We start from the raw sequence: 18,194 nt of genomic DNA on the forward strand, positions 1-18,194 counted from the left end.
TGATTTTGCAAACATTTGAGAACGTAAATTGTATTTTAAATAATCAATAATATCTTTATCAGCAGCTAAAAAAGCTCCAATACTTGCCATAGACTTAGCAAATGTTGAGAAATACACATCAATTCCGTCTTGACAGCCTTGTTCCTCACCTGCTCCAGCACCAGTTTCACCTAATGTACCAAAACCATGAGCATCATCAACCAATAAACGGAAATTATATTTTTCCTTCATGGCTATAATTTCTTTCAACTTACCTTGTTGTCCTCGCATTCCAAAAACACCTTCTGTGATGAATAAAATTCCTCCACCTGTTTCAGTAGCCATTTTAGTAGCACGTTGTAAGTTTTTTTCCATACTTTCCAAGTCATTGTGCTTGTAAGTAAAACGTTTTCCCATATGTAAACGTACTCCATCAATAATACAGGCATGAGCGTCTACATCATAAACGATAATATCATTTTTAGTAACTAAAGCGTCAATACATGACATAATTCCTTGGTAACCAAAATTCAACAAATAAGCTGATTCTTTTTGTACAAAAGCAGCTAATTCGTTTTCTAATTGTTCGTGCATAGAAGTATGACCACTCATCATACGAGCTCCCATTGGATAGGCAGCACCATATTGTAAAGCCGCATCAGCATCAGCTTTTCTAACTTCAGGATGATTTGCTAAACCTAAATAATCGTTGATAGACCAGTTTAGAATTTCTTTCCCTTTAAATGTCATTCTAGGACCTATTTCTCCTTCCAATTTAGGAAATACGAAATAACCTTCAGCTTGCGATGCCCATTTTCCTAATGGACCTTTATTATCTTGTATTCTTGCAAATAAATCTTTTACCATAATATCTTATAAATATAGTTTTAAAAACTCGGCAAAAGTACAAATAAAAAAAAGTTTATACTAATTTATTTTTGGGAGTTTGCAAAACACCAAAACCTATTTAAAAACACTAACTCTTTGTTTTGCAACGTGCTATCCACTATATCTTTTGCAATTTGTTTTTTTGTGTCAAAAAATAAATCACAAAAGGATGCCGTTTCTATCACTAACTCGAAAAAAAGAATAAAAAATTAGATTTATATTAAATATGAACGTATATTTGCACTCGAACGACACAGCAATGTGGTTACACGTTCATCATAAAAGTCGATCGCTCCAGATCGGCTTTTGTACTTTTAGGCAAGTTCTGTTTCAAAAAATCTGAAAACCCGAAAATCTTAAAGAAATGCAACTAGTTTTCGCTTCCAACAACAAAAATAAAATCAAAGAAATTCAACAAATGCTTCCTGAATCGATTACTCTTTTAAGTTTAGAAGATATTGGTTGCACTGAAGAAATCCCAGAAACTTCAAACACTATTGAAGGAAATGCCATTTTAAAAGCTAATTATGTAACTGAAAAATACGGCTACAATTGCTTTGCAGATGATACTGGTTTAGAAGTTGATGCTTTAAACGGTGAACCTGGAGTTTATTCTGCAAGATACGCTGGAGACCAAAAAAACACAGATGACAATATGGATAAATTACTTTTTAGTTTAGAAAAGCACTCTAATAGAAAAGCCCAATTTAAAACCGTAATTGCTCTAAATCTTAACAAAGAACAACATCTTTTTACTGGAATCGCAAAAGGAAACATTATTAAAGAAAAAATTGGAACGCAAGGATTTGGATATGATCCTATTTTTGTTGCAGAAAATGATACTCGTACTTTTGCTCAATTATCTATTGATGAAAAAGCAATCATAAGTCACAGAGGAATTGCAGTTAAACAACTTATAAATTTTCTATCTAAATTTTAACCTTTTTTATATAATGAAGGTAAATACCATTTATACTTTACAGCTAAAAGTCGAAAAGAAATCATAAACAATGATGTTATCAAGTACAAAATATCATGATTTAAATTAATTTTTTGCAACACAAAAAACATAATTCCACCAAAAATACATACCGTTGCATAAATTTCTTTTCTAAATATAACCGGAATTTCATTACATAGAATATCTCTAATAACCCCACCAAAACTTGCTGTTATTGTTCCAAGAGCAATACATATTATTGGATGCAATCCAAATTCAATTCCTTTTTCTATCCCAATTATAGTAAAAACACCCAATCCTATTGAATCAAACAAAAACAAAGAAATTCGCAATTTTTCTAAATGTCTTTTAAAAAATATAGTAATAAAATAAGCTAATACAATTATATATAAATAGGTCAAGTCTTCCATCCAACCTACTGGAGTTTTTCCTATTAGGATATCACGCAAAGTACCTCCACCAAGTGCTGTTACAAAGGCTATTATAAAAACACCAAATGCATCAAGTTTTTTATTCAATCCAGATAAAACTCCAGAAATAGTAAAAACAAAAACCCCTATTACATCTAAAATTTGAAACATTTTAAAATATATTTAATTAAAACCTGACAAAAGTAGATAATATTTATATTCATGAAGAATCAATTTTAGTAAATTTTGAGTATAAAAGAGCTGAATTTGAACATTTTACAAATAATTAGTATATCCCACTTATAATCAATACCTTTGCACCCAATTTAAAATACTTTATGAATAAATTTGAACAATTAGGTCTGAATGAATCGTTACTGCTGGCGATTAAGGATCTAGGATTTGAAAATCCGTCAGAAGTGCAAGAAAAAGCGATTCCGGTTTTATTAGAAAAAAACACAGATTTAGTTGCTTTAGCACAAACAGGTACAGGGAAAACAGCAGCATTTGGTTTTCCAGCAATCCAAAAAATTAATGTAGAAGATAGAAACACTCAAGTGTTAATCTTATCGCCAACTCGTGAGCTTTGTTTGCAAATAACAAACGAAATGAAGAACTATGCGAAATACATTAAAGGTTTAAACACCGTAGCAATTTATGGTGGTGCAAGCATTACAGAACAAGCAAGAGAAATTAAGAGAGGAGCACATGTAATTGTAGCAACTCCAGGTAGAATGCAAGACATGATTAATCGTGGATTGGTAAACATTAAAAACATAAACATTTGTGTTTTGGATGAAGCTGATGAAATGTTAAACATGGGATTCTATGAAGATATAGTTGCTATATTATCAGATACTCCAGAAGATAAAAACACATGGTTATTCTCTGCAACAATGCCTGCTGAAGTAGCACGTATTGCTAAAAAGTTTATGAAAGAACCAGCAGAAGTTACTGTTGGTCATAAAAACTCAGGGTCAAAAACAGTTTCTCACGAATTTTACTTAGTAAATGCTCGTGATAGATATGAAGCATTAAAACGTTTAGCCGATTCAAATCCAGATATATTTTCTGTGGTTTTCTGTCGTACAAAACGTGATACACAATCAGTTGCTGAAAAGTTAATTGAAGATGGTTATAACGCTGCAGCTTTGCATGGAGATTTATCTCAAGCACAACGTGATGGTGTAATGAAATCTTTTAGAGGTAGACAAATTCAAATGCTTGTAGCTACTGATGTTGCTGCTCGTGGAATTGATGTTGATGATATTACTCACGTAGTAAATTATCAATTACCTGATGAAATTGAAACGTACAATCACCGTTCTGGTAGAACTGGTCGTGCTGGTAAAACAGGAACTTCAATTGTAATTATTACGAAAAGTGAGTTACGTAAAATTTCTTCTATTGAAAGAATCATTCAACAAAAATTTGAAGAAAAAACTATTCCTTCTGGAATTGAAATATGCGAAATACAATTATTGCATTTAGCTAATAAAATTAACGACACAGAAGTTGATCACGAAATTGACAACTATTTACCTGCTATTAATGATGTTTTATCTGGATTAGATAAAGAAGAATTAATTAAAAAAATAGTTTCTGTAGAATTCAACAGATTTTTAGAATATTACAAAAAGAAACGTGATTTATCAGGTTCTGGTGAAAGAAGTGAAAGAAGTTCTGAACCAAGAGAATTTAAAGCTGGTGATGATGTTAGGTATTTTATCAACATTGGATCTAGAGATGATTTCGACTGGATGCAGTTAAAAGATTTCTTAAAAGAAACCCTTGACTTAGGTCGTGATGATGTTTTCAAAGTAGATGTAAAAGAAGGATTCTCTTTCTTTAACACAGACGCAGAACACATGGAAAAAGTTATGTCAGTAATCAATGGTTTTGACATGAACGGTAGAAGAATCAACGTTGAAATTTCTAAAAATGACGGTGGCGGAAGAAGAGATCACAACGGAAGAAGTGGTGGTGGTAGAAGCTCTGGTGGCGGAAGAAGTTCAGGTGGTGGATTTAGAGGAAGTCGTGACGGTGGAAATCGTGATGGTGGAAGCAGAAATTTCACTAAAAGAGATTCAGGTTCTGGAAGTGGTGAAAGAAGAAGAAGTTCATCTTCATCAGATGCTCCAAAAAGAGAAAGAAAAAGTTCAGAAGGAGAATCAAAAGGATTTTTTGAAAAAGCTAAACGCTCAAGAAGAAGCGAATAAATAGTTAATATTCTTATAAAACTGCAAAATATCTCTAATTGATTCGTATTTTTGAATCAATATTTAAAATATGAGATATTTTGTAGTTTTTTTATGCTTTTTTGTTACCTCTTTTGGTTTTTCTCAAACCAAAAAAGATTCAATCGTGCTTGTTGAAAAAGTTAAAGGTACAGTTGTAAGTATTGAAACGTTACTTCCAATGAATAACGTGCATGTTATAAACACAACTCAAGTAAAAGGTACTGTTACAAATGGAAGCGGTCAATTTGAAATTGAAGGTGTTGTAAATGATACTATAATTTTTACTTATTTAGGTTTTGAAACTGTAAAAACTGTAATCACAAACGACTGGATTAAAAACAGCACTACAAAAATTAAACTTACCGAAAAAATTTATGTTTTAGACGAAATTAAACTTTCGCAATATAATCTTACTGGTTATCTTGAAGTTGATACTAAAATCATTCCTGTTAACGAAAACTATAGAGCAAATATTGCTGGTTTACTTGCAGCTTATGAAGTAGGCGATCGTTCTCCTAATGCTTTAGGAAGAGTTGTTCGTTCGGTGTTAAATCCTGCAGATTTTTTATATAATACGTTTAGTAAAAAAACGAAAGAAATGAAAAAGCTAAAACAAATGAAAGCTAATGAAGACATTAGAAAGCTTTTAGCTACTAAATATGATAGAGAAACATTAGCTTCTTTGTTAGAAATCGATAAAGATGATATCCCTATTATATTAGAAAAATGTAATTATTCGCAAGACTTTATAAAATCGGCAAACGATTTACAAATTCTAGATGCAATAAGTGGTTGTTATGAAGAGTATAAAATGTTAAAACGTTTATAGATTTTCATAAAATCTGCCTTCTACATTTTTAATATCTTTAATTGTTTTCCTAGCCCAATCTATACGTTTTTCAAGAATTTCTTCTTCTGACAAATGCCAATTTATATCTGAATTACGCAATCTATTTGTAATGTCTTGAATTATAATAGCTGCTGAAACAGAAATATTTAAACTTTCAGTAAACCCAACCATAGGAATTTTCAAATAACCATCAGCTTGTTGCATTACCTCATCAGACAAACCATCTATTTCAGTTCCAAAAAATAAGGCAGAAGGTTTTGATATATCAAAATTTTCGATTGTACAGGATTCATTATGAGGCGTTGTAGCAATTATTTGATAGCCTTTTTTTCGCAAATTATCAATACAAGCTTGACTGGAAGAGTGTTCAAAAATATCAACCCATTTTTGAGCACCCATTGCAATTTGCTTGTCAATAGCTTTTCCAAATCTTTGCTCTACAACATTTAATTCTTGAATACCAAAAACTTCACAACTGCGCATTACAGCACTTGTATTATGCATTTGAAATACATCTTCTACAGCTATTGTAAAATGTTTTGTACGATTGGATAAAACGTCTAAAAAACGTTGTTTTCTATTTTCTGTAAGAAAGCCTTCTAGGTAAGTAAGTAAGTCTAAATTTTCCATTTCGCCAAAGATAGAGAATTAGGATTTATTACAAAAAAAAACGTCAGCCTAAGATGATAATCATTACTTAGACTGACGCCAACAAAATAAAAACTAATAATCAACCTACCGATTATTAAAAATTATAGCCTATTTTTATTTTTGCAAAAAATGGTGTTCCAGGAGTAAAATGGATCTCCTCTACTGATTGTGATTCATTTTTTAATCTTGATTCGGTTAAAAATTGTGTTTCATTCCATTTTGTATTGAAAATATTTTCTATAGTTAATCCTATATTGAAATTATTAATTTTGTAATTCACATTAATATCAGAAACAAAATACCCTTTTGCAATTATTGAATTATCTTCATTTGCTGCTCTATCACCTAAATATCTATATTTCATTCCTGCAGAAAATCCTTTGTAATCTTTTAGAGTAATTCCACCTGTTGATGAAAATTTTGGAGCTAAAGGAATATATTCTTCATAAGCTTCTCCTGTTTTAGCAAAAGCATAATTTCCATCAAAATCTGCAAAAATATAATCACTTAATTGATATCTAAAACCTAAATCCACACCATAACGTCTTGATTTTCCTGAAGCTTCCACTACTCCTGCATCACCAACATAGACAAATTCTTGTTGCGAATATAAAGTCCACAAAGCTGTATTGATAATCAGATTATTGGTTGGTTTCCAAACATTTCCTACATCAACTCCAAAAACACCTGGCACAACTTCTTTATCTTGTTGTAACGCTACACGTGAATCGTTTGAATGAAATCCAAAACCAGTTTTAATAAAATATTCCACATTATTACTTTGAGAATAGCTTAAATTTAACTTAGGTGAAAATTTAACCGCTGTTGTTGACAACGTTTTAAATAATGGTTCTAAAGCATTTTGGTAATTAAATTTAAAATAATCTAATCTAACGGCTGGAGCAATTTTAAATTTATTCAACTTAAATTCTGAATTAAAATAACCATACATATTTGATTCATCAATATCACCTAATTGAATGTTTTCAAGAACTTCTTGTCTGTTCAAAGTACGTGATAATTCTATTCCATCAATTTCATCAGCTCTAAATCCAATTCCACTCTGAAGGGAAACAACACTATTGTCTAAAAATATTTTTTTATTGAATTCTGTATTTGCTCCATATAAATTACGACTTTCTTTTTGCTTGATTTGATCACCGTTTATGGGATCAACTAAGAAAAATGTAAAATTTGAAAAAAGCGTAAAATCATATTTTGAATAAAAGACATTAGTTTTTACAAATGTATTTTCGTCAATAGATTTTTGATGTGATAAAATAAAGTTTGTTCTACTTGTGAAACCACCTTCAGTATCGTCAACAGCTCCAAATCTAGAAATAGTTCCATTTTCAACCAAACGATTTGGAATTTGTCCAGAAGCATCCCAACGACTTGAAAATCTTGATGCTTGTAAAGTTAAAGTTGATGAATTATCTAATTGCACATTATACTTTCCAAAAAGATTAAATCTATTGAAGTTTTGAGGTGAATCAAAAGGTCCGTCTGTCAATATATATTCAGTTGCAATGTAAGCATTTTGCTTTTTGTTGTTTTCTAAAAGGTTAAAAAGTCCAACCATACGCGTTGTATTAAATTGTCCAGCTTCTAATGTAATAGAACTATTGTCTAATTTGTCTTTGGTTTGAAAACTCACAAATCCAGCCGTAGCAAAATTTCCTTGATTAGCTTTATAAGGCCCTTTTCCAAAATCAATTTTATTTACTGTTTCTGGAATTATGAAATGTAAATCTGAATAACCTTGTCCGTGAGCGTGAGAAACCATATTAATTGGCATTCCATCAACACTTAAAGCAACATCTGTTCCGTGATCTACATCAAAACCTCTTAAAAATATTTGTTCTGCTTTTCCACCACCAGCATGTTGTCCAATAAATAAACCTGGAACTTTTCTAAGAATTTCTTGAGAAGAGTTTACTGGATTTGTCATTAAATCAATTTTTGTGATGTTATTTGTTGTGTTAATTCCAGGACTTAATACTACTTCATTTAATTTAATGATATCATCTTCAAGCATAATTTGTAATGAAGTTTCAACATCTTCCACAATAATAATACTAGTTTTATATCCTAATTTACTCATTCGTAAAACATCTCCATTTTGGGTTTTATCTATACTAAACTCGCCTAATTCATTAGTATGTGAATGTGAATCTGAATTAAGATTAATAATGTACGCTTCACTTAAAACACTCTCATCACTATCCATAATTTTTCCTTTCGCTATTTGTGCTGAAACCATAGAGTAACAACACAACAGCAATACTGTTATATAAAATTTCATGAGGAATGTTTTTAAAGATTTTTTATCTTGTTTTCTAAATTTGGACCTAATTCATAAACACTAGCTAATAATTCCTTTTTCATGGGAGCAATTTCAGCTGTTTTATTATTTGCTTTTAGAATTTCTGCGTTATGATAAACAATATTAGGTTCAAAAGATTTTCCTATTGTATGTTTCTCAATAATCTCCAAAGCTTTTTCTTTTTCTCCAATTTTGAAATAACTCCAAGCCAATAAATCATAAGATTCGGGTGTTGGTCTGTTTTCGATTTCTTTTTGAGCAATTTTTAAGGCTGCATCAACTTGTAATGGATTTTCAGCCATAAGTAAAACATTGTATTTATTATACATGTTACCATAATCGTGTGAAGCTAGAATTTCATTATAAGTTTTAATAGCTTTTGCTTCCTCAACTTTATTATTTTGAAATTCTGCAATTTCAGCTTTCAATAAATATAAATCAGGTACTAAATGTTTTGATTCAATACTATTTATAATTTCTAAAGCTTGTTCTGGATTTCTTTCGTGAGAAAAAGATATCCAAGCTATTCCTTTTAAAGCATACGTATTGTGATTGTCTACTTCTAATGTTTTTAGGTAATATTTGTATGAATCTTCAATTCTACCAGCATGACCATAAAAATCTCCAATATTAGAATAAACCCAAATTTTTAACCCTTTATTATTTTCATTTTCAGCAATTTTTAATGCTTTTTCCATACTAGAAATAGCTGTGTCTAAATCACCTTTGTGATCATTCCATTTCGCTAAACGAATTAAATAATCAAAATCATTAGGTAATTGAATAGCTGTTAATTTTTCTTTAGCCGACTCATAACTTCCTAATTCCATATAAACATCAAAAAGCATTTTATTGGTTCCCATTCTATTTTCACCTAATTCTTGTGCTTTTTCTAAATGTGATAAAGCTTCTTTAAAACGGTGTTGAGAAATATAGTTGCGAGCAATTGCTCTGTGTATTCCTGAGTTTTGTTCCACAAATTTTTCATTTGCTTCTAATAAAAGTTTTTCAGCTTTGTATAAGTCATCAATTGATCCTTTAATTTCGAATAATTGAGAATATTGAGAAGCTAAAGTTATTAAATAAGAAGACTGATTTGGTGCAGCATCAAATTTCGTCTGCCAAAATTCGATTTCCTTATTTATATCTTGTAATTTTTTGTTATCATTTACTTCTAAATAAACTTTATAATCTTCTTTATTAGTAATTTGATTTGATTTTTTTGATGTACAATTAGAAAACACCAATGGTATTACTAAAAGTAAAATCAGCTTTATTATTTTGTTAGTTTTCATTATAGGTAGGTTTTTAATTTGTTTTTTGTTTGAAAAATAAAAGAGCGTAATTAAAAACTACGCTCTTTTAAAAGGTTATTCTACCAAGGAGATGCTAAGTATGGAAAAGACGTTAAAAACGCTTTGTCATTTGAACCTACATTATCCGAAGTTAATCCAGGATTATCAGCAGCCATTGGCCCACCGAAGATTAAAATTAATTCCACATCAATAACATCATCTCCTAAAGCTCTTCCAGTTAAAACGTTTGTTCCATCATAAAAAGTTGTTGGAGCAGTTGTAGAAACATTTAATACGTCAGTTGCTAAAACAGATGTGAAAGTTGGAGCATCTAAACCTAATAAATTTGTTGTATAACCTGCATTTAAAGCTAAAAGTTTCGTTTGAAAAGCTGATTGAAAACTTGCACCCATTGCAGAAGGTGTAGTTGTATTAAAAGCATCTTTGTTACCAGAACTTACAAATACTGTGTTAATTGCTGGTCTACCCATTTGATCTTGTTGTGTGTAAGTTCCACTAAAATCAATTTCAGTTTGCGAATCAATCGGTTGTGATGTAAAACTATCATCATCACTACATCCAACAAATAAAATTGATGTTAGAATTGAAGCCGTAGCTACTATATTTTTTATTGTTTTCATATTGTTATTATTTAAAGTGTTTGTAAAAATTATTTTTTCTTAGTTTCAACCCAAGTATTTAATGTTCCTGTACCTCCTAAAAGAGATTTTGGTAACTCAACTACAATTGACATTACATTTGAACCTGCAAATGTATCTGAACCAGGATTATTAAATGAAGTTGCAGTTCCAGCAATAATTGCAGAATACTGACCAAAGTCAAAGAAGAACGGATCATCTCTTAAACCAGCAAACATTTTCGCTCCATTATTTGTAGTAATAATTGGTTCACTTCCATATGGAGTAATAGATATACTTCCTAAAGGTTTTTCTGTTTTAACCATACTAGTTGTTCCCGCTGTTCCTGGTGCTACAGGACCAAAGAAAAACATAACTCCATTTCTTGGAATTGCTTGAATAACTAAATCTTCAACATTATCCCCATTGTTGTCAATATTAAACTCAACCATTACATTCTCATCGAATGAAGCAGAAGCACTTGCTGTTGGAGTTAATAAACCTTGAACGTTGGCTACAAACACCATATTGTTTGTATTTGAACCTTGAAAAGCATACAAGTCAGTAATATCTGATTTTCCACCTTGTACTGCCGGAGCATCAATGTGATCCGCTGCAATTAAAGTAATAGCTAAAACTCCTGTTAAAGCTAACCCTAATAAAATTTTCGATTTTTTCATTTTGTTAGTTTTTAAATTATTAATTAATTTATTTCATCCTTATTAAATGTATGCGATACACATTTCAATAATAGATTTATAACTACAGTTACGATAGAACTTGCTTTTTGGTTTTAAATAATTGAAAAAAAATTAAACTTTATATTTTTTTATTACTTTTACCAATATGGAACAAGAAGAATTACTAAAGGAATTATTAAAAAAAGATGATAAATCTTTTACTCTATTATATGACAACTATTCTAAAAGTCTATTTGGAGTGATTTATAATCTTATTAGGAATACAGAAGAAGCTGAAGATGTGCTTCAAGAAGTATTTGTGAAAATTTGGAAAAACATCGATTCATATAATGAATCAAAAGGACGTTTATACACTTGGATGCTGAATATTGCCAGAAATACATCTATTGATAAATTACGTTCTAAAAACTTTAACAACAGTCAAAAAAACTTATCTACCGATAATTTCGTACATATACTTGAAGATAGCTCAAAAACTACCAACAGAATTGATGCAATTGGTATAAAAGAGTTTATCATGAAGCTTAAACCAAAATGTATTCAGCTAATTGATTTGTTATTCTTTAAAGGGTATACCCAACAAGAAGCATCAGATGAGTTAGAAATGCCATTAGGTACAGTGAAGACGAACAATAGAAATTGTATGAACGAATTAAGAAAAATGCTCCATGACTAGTAAAGAATACATAGAATCAGGAATTTTAGAATTGTATGTTTTTGGAAAACTTTCCGAAGCAGAAAATGATGAAGTCCAACAAATGATGGCTGATTATCCTGCCGTAAGACAAGAAGTAGTAGCTATAGAAGATGCTATTGTTAATTTATCACAAAGTGTTGCGCCAAGATTATCAGCAACAAATTATGAGAAAATTAGAAATCAGATCTTAGAAAAACGCAAAGTAATTGACATGAAACCTAAATCAGGATGGTCGTCTTATATTGGATGGGCAGCTGCAGCAGTACTTGTTGTTGGATTTGGATTACAATTCAATAAACTAAACGAATCTAACCAAGTAATTGATAAATTAGGTGCTGAGAAATCAGTAATGCAAGAATCAATTGTTGATTTAGAATTGAAGAAAAAAGAAGCTGAAACAGTTTTAGCCATTGTTAGAGACAACAATAATCAAGCTGTTGCTCTTGCAGGTCAAGCTGTTGCTCCAGCATCTTATGCAAAAGCATATTATAACAAAGTAACCAAAGAAGTTTATGTTGATGTTGCTGGATTACCATCACCTCCTAAAGGAAAAGTATATCAAGTTTGGGCTCTAAAATTGAATCCATTAACACCAACAAGTATTGGAGTTCTTGATAACTTTACTGCTGACAACTCTAAATTATTTAAGGTTGATAACGCTCAAGATGCAGAAGCATTCGGAATTACTTTAGAACCAGCTGGCGGGAGTATTTCTCCAAATTTAGAACAATTATACACTTTAGGTAAAGTTTAAAACATTTAAACGATTAGTTTACAATCTCTCCTTATAATCTTAATTATTCTGAGAGATTTTTTTTTAACTTTATATCCAAATTCACAGAACATGAAAAAAATTGTTGTACTTACTGGAGCTGGTGTTAGTGCCGAAAGTGGCATCAAAACCTTTAGAGATGCAGACGGTTTATGGGAAGGGCACAACATTATGGAAGTAGCTTCTCCTGTTGGATATATGAACAATCCTGAATTAGTCTTAGACTTTTACAACAAAAGAAGAAAACAACTTGCTGAAGTACAGCCCAATTTAGCACACAAGATTTTAGCCGAATTAGAAACAGATTTTGATGTCACTATAATAACCCAAAACGTAGATGATTTACACGAACGAGCAGGAAGCACAAAAGTGATTCATTTACACGGAGAATTATTAAAAGCAAGAAACGAAAAAGATATAAATTCAATAATCGATTGGAATAAAGATATTGTTTTAGGAGATTTAGACTCTAATAACATCCAACTACGACCTCATATTGTTTGGTTTGGTGAAGAAGTACCTGAAATGGAAAAAGCAATGGAAATCATTGAAGAAACCGATTATTTATTGGTTATTGGAACATCCTTACAAGTTTATCCAGCTGCTGGTTTAATTAATTATGTGAATGAAGATGTTTTGGTTTATTATATAGATCCAAAACCTGCAACCATTTATGATTTAGATAATCCTTTAAAAGTTATTCCGCTTTCAGCAACCGAAGGCATGAAGATTGTTCGTGATGAATTTAGAAGATTGAAATAAGTTTTAAATGAATAAACAAACTTCACAAAAAAAATACATAAAAAAAATGAAAAAAACAGCATTAATTACAGGAGCAAGCAGCGGAATTGGTGAAGAATTTGCTAAAATACATGCTGAAAAAAGAGGAAATTTGATAATGGTTGCTAGAAGTGAAAACAAATTAAATGAATTAAAAAAAGAACTCGAAGTTAGATATAAAATAGATGTATTTGTAATTGCAAAAGATTTGACTGAAAAAAATGCAACAAGAGAAGTTTATGAAGAAATAAAAAATGCAGGTTTAAAGGTAGATTACTTAATTAATAACGCAGGTTTTGGTGGTATAGGTAAATTTAATGAAAGAGATTTAGAACAAGACATTGCAATGATAAATTTAAATATAAGTGCTTTGACTTCCTTAACACATTACTTTTTGCAAGATTTCATTAAAAATAATGAAGGAAAAATTCTTAACGTTTCTTCAACTGCGAGTTTAATGCCAGGGCCTTTACAAGCTGTTTATTTTGCAACAAAAGCTTTTGTGACTTCTTTTAGTAACGCAATTGCAGAAGAATTAAAGAATACAAATATCACTGTTACTAATTTAATGCCTGGAGCAACCGAAACTCAATTTGGAAAAATATCAGGTATGGATAAAACTATAATGTTTAAAAAAACTGCTAGTGCTAGAAATGTTGCAAAAGCTGGATATATTGGAATGTTAGACGGTAAATTAGATGTTATTTCAGGTCTTACTTTTACACAAAAGATAATGACTTTAATGATTCCATTAATTCCAAAAAAGATTTTGTTAATGCAAGTAAAAAAAATGCAAGAAGTAAAATAGAATAAAAACAAAATTATAGTAGATAATGTCCCAATTGTTAAGTTTTAAAAATATAATGAATATACTTATAAAAAGTTTTAAACTAATAACTGATAACTAATCACTAATCACTATTTTTGCATTTCTTTACAACACAACACAAAAAAAATGCAAAACCTAACAGAATTAAACGCTATTTCTCCTATTGACGGACGTTATAGGAACAAAACAAAATCATTAGCACCTTATTTTTCTGAAGAAGCTCTTATTAAATACAGAGTTTTAGTGGAAATCGAATATTTTATTGCTTTGTGCGAATTGCCTTTGCCTCAACTTGAAGGCGTAGATGTTAAAAAGTACGTAGCTTTACGCAATTTATACAAAAATTTTAGCACAGAAGATGCACTTTGGATTAAAGAAACTGAAAAAGTTTGAAGCTTTAGGATTATCACAATACAAAGAGTTTATCCATTTCGGGTTGACTTCTCAAGATATTAACAACACTGCAATTCCACTTTCAACTAAAGAAGCTTTTGAAGATTGTTATTTGCCAACTTTAATTTCATTAGTTCAAAAATTAAAAGAGTTGAGTGTAGAATGGAAAGATATTCCAATGTTAGCAAGAACTCACGGTCAACCAGCTTCTCCAACTCGTTTAGGGAAAGAAATCTTAGTTTTTGTAGAAAGAATTGAAGAACAAATGCGTTCATTATTCAACGTGCCTTTTGCCGCTAAGTTTGGTGGTGCAACGGGGAATTATAACGCTCATAAAGTCGCTTATCCAAATCAAGATTGGAAACAATTTGGGACTTCATTTGTAGAAGAATCTTTAGGGTTACATCATTCATTTCCTACTACTCAAATTGAACATTACGACCATTTTGCCGCATTTTTTGATGCTTTAAAACGAATTAACAATATTGTTTTAGATTTAGATAGAGACGTTTGGACCTATGTTTCTATGGAATATTTCAAACAAAAAATAAAAGAAGGTGAAATTGGTTCATCAGCAATGCCACATAAAGTTAACCCAATAGATTTTGAAAACAGTGAAGGAAATTTAGGAATAGCCAATGCAATTTTCGAACATCTTTCTGCTAAATTACCAATTTCTCGTTTACAACGTGACTTGACTGATAGTACAGTTTTAAGAAATATTGGTGTCCCATTCGGACATACTTTAATTGCTTTTGAAGCAACTTTAAAAGGTTTAAACAAATTACTTTTAAATGAAAGTAAGTTTGCAGAAGATTTAGAAAAAAACTGGGCTGTTGTTGCAGAAGCTATTCAGACAATTTTAAGACGTGAAGGTTATCCAAATCCTTATGAAGCTTTAAAAAATTTAACAAGAACTAATACGGTTATCAATAAAGAATCTATTCATGCGTTTATTGAAACGTTGAGTGTTTCAGATGACATTAAAACTGAATTGAAACAAATTACTCCAAGTAATTATTTAGGTATATAAAAAATATGTCATGTTTCAGAATAGTATTTTCAATATTATATATTTTTTTATTTTTTCTACAACAAGTTTTGTTGCTCAAACTAATACCAAAGAATTAAAATCTATATGGGAAAATACTAAAAATGCTGATTCAATAAGATTCAATGCTTTATCTCAATATTTCAAACTAAACAATCAAGCACAACCAGATTCTACTTTGGTTGTGCTTGATTACTATTATAAATTAGCTAAAGAGAAAAATGTAACAAAAGAATTATATAACGTTGCCAATGATAGAGGCGGAATTTATAGGTTCAAAGGGGAATCGGATTTAGCCATGAAATACTATAAAGATGCAGAGAGTTTGGCCAATATGTTAAATAATCCAAATTTAAAAGCTGCTATTTCAGGTAACATAGGTAATGTTTATATTAACAAAAAAGATTATAAACAAGCTACTCAATATTTTTCAAATTCTTTAAAACTATACCAAAAAACAAATGATAAAAAAGGAGAATCTCACATGCTAACTAGTTTAGGCAGTGTTTTCCTAATCATTCAAAATTATGATTTAGCATTAGAATATTATCAAAAGGCCCTTTCAATTGTAAAAAATACAGATGTTGAGGGTAGAAGAATAGCGGTTATTTATATAAATATTGGCTGGACAAATTTCGAAAAAAAACAATTTGAAGAAGCTAAGAAATATTATGAGAAAGGATTAAAAATACTAGAAGTAACAAAAGATAAATTTTTTATTGTCAATTGTTATGCATCATTGGCTAATATTCATCTTGAGCTAAATGACTTGGAAAAAGCTAATAAATATGCAGAAAAAAATAGTAATCTTAGTAAAGAACTTAATATACAAAGCAATATAGTTAACGGAGAAATTATTTTAGCAAAATTATCTTACAAAAAAAATAATATTAAAGAAGCTACAAAAAGAAGTGAAGTCATTTTAGCAGGTTTAGATTCAAATTCTAATAATGAATTAAAAGTTGATTTATATGAATTATTATATAAATGTTATAAGGAGCAAAATAATCTAAAAAAATCTTTAGAAATGTTTGAAGAATATACCATTTATAAAGATAGTATTCAATTAGAAAAAAATAATTTTGCGGTTATTAGAGAAGCGGTTAAAAATGAATTTGATGTTAAACTACATGAAAATAAATTAGAAAGTAAAAAAGCACAAGCTAATCTAAAATTAAAACAATTAAAAAAAACCTTCTATATTATTTTTGGTTCTGTTATTTTGATAGCTTTAATTGTATTTTATTTTAGGATAAATATCAAAAAAGATCGCTTAAAAAGAGAAGAACTACTCCAAGAAATTAATCAACTAAAAAATATTGAAAGCTCTACAATTGCTGCAAATTCAAACCCATTTAAATTAAATAAAACTAAAATTGAAGATTCCATCAATCAAAAACTTAATGAAACCGATTGGAACATTTTAAATATTTTATTAGTTGACCCTGTAATACCTAATAAAGAAATTGCCAAAAAAGCATTTATGAGTATAGACGGAATTGGCTCAAGCCTCAGAAGAATGTATCAATACTTTGATATTAAAGAATCTAAATACAAAAAAATATCTCTTTTAATGGAAGCTATAAAAATTTCTAAATAATTTATTTTCAGCTTTTTAACTAACTTAACTATCAATTTCACGCTTACACGTGAAGCATATAATAAAGTAAATAGTGAAATTTGTAAAAGAAAATTAAATTTAACCACTTAAAATTTAAGCTATGAAAAAAATTACACTTTTATTATTATTTACTTCATTCATTTCCTTCGGACAATGGAGCCAATTAGGTTCAGATATTGACGGTTTTGCTGCTAATGAACAATCAGCAACATCAATCAGTTTAAATTCAAGCGGTACTATTTTAGCAGTAAGTGCACCAAGAGCAATGGATAATGGTGTTATGAAAGGTAAAGTCAGAGTTTTTGAATGGAACGGATCTTCATGGATTCAAAAAGGTACAGACATCATAGGGTCTAGTTTGGGTGATGCTTTTTGTAATTCTGTTACTATTAGTGCCAATGGAAATGTTATAATTATAGGTGCACCAGGTAGTTTAAGTCCAGATTATTTAAGTGCAACAGGACCAACTGGATATGCTAGAATTTTTGAATGGAATGGTTCCAATTGGATACAACGAGGTACAGATATTTTAGGTATTGCACCAAATGATATTGCTGGAAATATAGTTAGTATTAATGCAGATGGCACTATCATAGGAATCAATCTCCCAGGTTTCGATGGAGTTAATGGTGCTAATTCAGGTGCTATTCGTGTTTACGATTGGAATGGTTCTTCATGGATTCAAAAAGGTCAAAACATAGAAGGTCAAACTAATAATAATTATTTAGGTTCAATGGCTTTAAATACATCTGGCAATACATTAGCAATTGGCAACGCATCAGACAATGCAGGTGGTAGTAATGCTGGAACTATTAAGGTTTATGAATTTGTTGGTACTACTTGGATTCAAAAAGGCACTAACGTTAATGGAAATAATTTAACGCTTCAAGGTCATGGTGGAATACTTGCAATCGATGCTAGCGGAAATAATTTTATTACTGGTGGTTATTCGTTTACAAATGGAGCCATTGGTTATGCGAAAGCATATAGTTGGAACGGCTCAAATTGGGTTCCAAAAGGTCAAACATTGCTCAGTAATATTGGGAGTGACTTCTTTGGTACTTCAGTAGATATTAGTGGTACATTTCCTAAATCTGATAGCTCAAATAAAA

The 18,194-nt window shown here is 30.2% G+C and carries 16 protein-coding genes and 1 pseudogene; 10 read left to right on the forward strand and 7 right to left on the reverse strand.

Annotation, left to right across the window (positions count from 1 at the left end; all coding sequences use genetic code 11):
• Positions 1-846: pyridoxal phosphate-dependent aminotransferase family protein (locus AACZ53_RS07860; RefSeq protein ID WP_339836745.1), on the reverse strand; the 846-nt coding region annotated here is incomplete at its 3' end.
• 385 nt (positions 847-1,231) lie between these two features.
• On the opposite strand from AACZ53_RS07860, the gene AACZ53_RS07865 reads away from it, so the two are divergent.
• Positions 1,232-1,807 carry a non-canonical purine NTP diphosphatase gene (locus AACZ53_RS07865; RefSeq protein WP_339836747.1) on the forward strand — a complete coding sequence of 192 codons (576 nt, stop codon included), beginning with the start codon at positions 1,232-1,234 and terminating at the stop codon, positions 1,805-1,807.
• On the opposite strand, the gene AACZ53_RS07870 is transcribed toward AACZ53_RS07865, so the two are convergent.
• Positions 1,804-2,409: a trimeric intracellular cation channel family protein gene (locus AACZ53_RS07870; protein WP_339836750.1), complete on the reverse strand. Its 606-nt coding sequence runs from the start codon at positions 2,407-2,409 to the stop codon at positions 1,804-1,806. The genes AACZ53_RS07865 and AACZ53_RS07870 overlap by 4 nt on opposite strands.
• Positions 2,410-2,576: 167 nt before the next feature.
• Here AACZ53_RS07870 and AACZ53_RS07875 point away from each other — a divergent pair, with 167 nt between their 5' ends.
• The gene (locus tag AACZ53_RS07875) at positions 2,577-4,457 is read left to right on the forward strand and encodes a DEAD/DEAH box helicase (protein WP_339836753.1); all 1,881 of its coding nucleotides are present in this window, start codon (positions 2,577-2,579) and stop codon (positions 4,455-4,457) included.
• A 70-nt stretch (positions 4,458-4,527) separates the two neighbouring features.
• Positions 4,528-5,307 (forward strand): carboxypeptidase-like regulatory domain-containing protein, encoded by a 780-nt coding sequence (locus AACZ53_RS07880; RefSeq protein ID WP_339836756.1) that lies wholly within the window; start codon positions 4,528-4,530, stop codon positions 5,305-5,307.
• On the opposite strand, the gene AACZ53_RS07885 is transcribed toward AACZ53_RS07880, so the two are convergent.
• From AACZ53_RS07885 to AACZ53_RS07905, 5 genes are all read right to left on the reverse strand, one after another.
• Positions 5,302-5,958 carry an RNA methyltransferase gene (locus AACZ53_RS07885; protein ID WP_339836759.1) on the reverse strand — a complete coding sequence of 219 codons (657 nt, stop codon included), beginning with the start codon at positions 5,956-5,958 and terminating at the stop codon, positions 5,302-5,304. The two genes, AACZ53_RS07880 and AACZ53_RS07885, sit on opposite strands and share 6 nt — an antisense overlap.
• A gap of 115 nt (positions 5,959-6,073) precedes the next feature.
• Positions 6,074-8,284: a TonB-dependent receptor plug domain-containing protein gene (locus AACZ53_RS07890; RefSeq protein WP_339836763.1), complete on the reverse strand. Its 2,211-nt coding sequence runs from the start codon at positions 8,282-8,284 to the stop codon at positions 6,074-6,076.
• Between the two features lie 11 nt (positions 8,285-8,295).
• Positions 8,296-9,600: a hypothetical protein gene (locus tag AACZ53_RS07895; protein WP_339836766.1), complete on the reverse strand. Its 1,305-nt coding sequence runs from the start codon at positions 9,598-9,600 to the stop codon at positions 8,296-8,298.
• Positions 9,601-9,680: 80 nt separating this feature from the next.
• Positions 9,681-10,241 (reverse strand): DUF4331 family protein, encoded by a 561-nt coding sequence (locus tag AACZ53_RS07900; protein ID WP_026716229.1) that lies wholly within the window; start codon positions 10,239-10,241, stop codon positions 9,681-9,683.
• Between the two features lie 29 nt (positions 10,242-10,270).
• Complete coding sequence (locus tag AACZ53_RS07905) at positions 10,271-10,918, reverse strand: DUF4331 family protein (RefSeq protein ID WP_339836771.1); 648 nt, start codon at positions 10,916-10,918, stop codon at positions 10,271-10,273.
• Positions 10,919-11,084: 166 nt separating this feature from the next.
• Between AACZ53_RS07905 and AACZ53_RS07910 the strand changes: the two genes are divergently transcribed.
• The 7 genes and pseudogenes from AACZ53_RS07910 to AACZ53_RS07940 all read left to right on the forward strand — a co-directional run.
• Positions 11,085-11,615, forward strand: coding sequence for a sigma-70 family RNA polymerase sigma factor (locus tag AACZ53_RS07910; protein WP_339836774.1), 531 nt, complete (start codon positions 11,085-11,087; stop codon positions 11,613-11,615).
• The gene (locus AACZ53_RS07915) at positions 11,608-12,390 is read left to right on the forward strand and encodes an anti-sigma factor (RefSeq protein WP_339836777.1); all 783 of its coding nucleotides are present in this window, start codon (positions 11,608-11,610) and stop codon (positions 12,388-12,390) included. Before AACZ53_RS07910 ends, AACZ53_RS07915 begins: the two co-directional genes overlap by 8 nt.
• Positions 12,391-12,480: 90 nt before the next feature.
• Positions 12,481-13,170, forward strand: coding sequence for an NAD-dependent deacylase (locus tag AACZ53_RS07920; protein ID WP_339836780.1), 690 nt, complete (start codon positions 12,481-12,483; stop codon positions 13,168-13,170).
• Positions 13,171-13,216: 46 nt separating this feature from the next.
• Complete coding sequence (locus AACZ53_RS07925) at positions 13,217-13,996, forward strand: SDR family oxidoreductase (RefSeq protein ID WP_339836783.1); 780 nt, start codon at positions 13,217-13,219, stop codon at positions 13,994-13,996.
• 147 nt (positions 13,997-14,143) lie between these two features.
• Positions 14,144-15,443, forward strand: a pseudogene (gene purB, locus AACZ53_RS07930) (adenylosuccinate lyase).
• A 10-nt stretch (positions 15,444-15,453) separates the two neighbouring features.
• The gene (locus tag AACZ53_RS07935; RefSeq protein WP_339836786.1) at positions 15,454-17,061 is read left to right on the forward strand and encodes a tetratricopeptide repeat protein; all 1,608 of its coding nucleotides are present in this window, start codon (positions 15,454-15,456) and stop codon (positions 17,059-17,061) included.
• Between the two features lie 121 nt (positions 17,062-17,182).
• A partial coding sequence (locus AACZ53_RS07940; RefSeq protein ID WP_339836788.1) for a hypothetical protein occupies positions 17,183-18,194 on the forward strand: 1,012 nt, incomplete at its 3' end.

It is taken from the genome of uncultured Flavobacterium sp. (genome assembly GCF_963975005.1).
Classification (GTDB): domain Bacteria; phylum Bacteroidota; class Bacteroidia; order Flavobacteriales; family Flavobacteriaceae; genus Flavobacterium.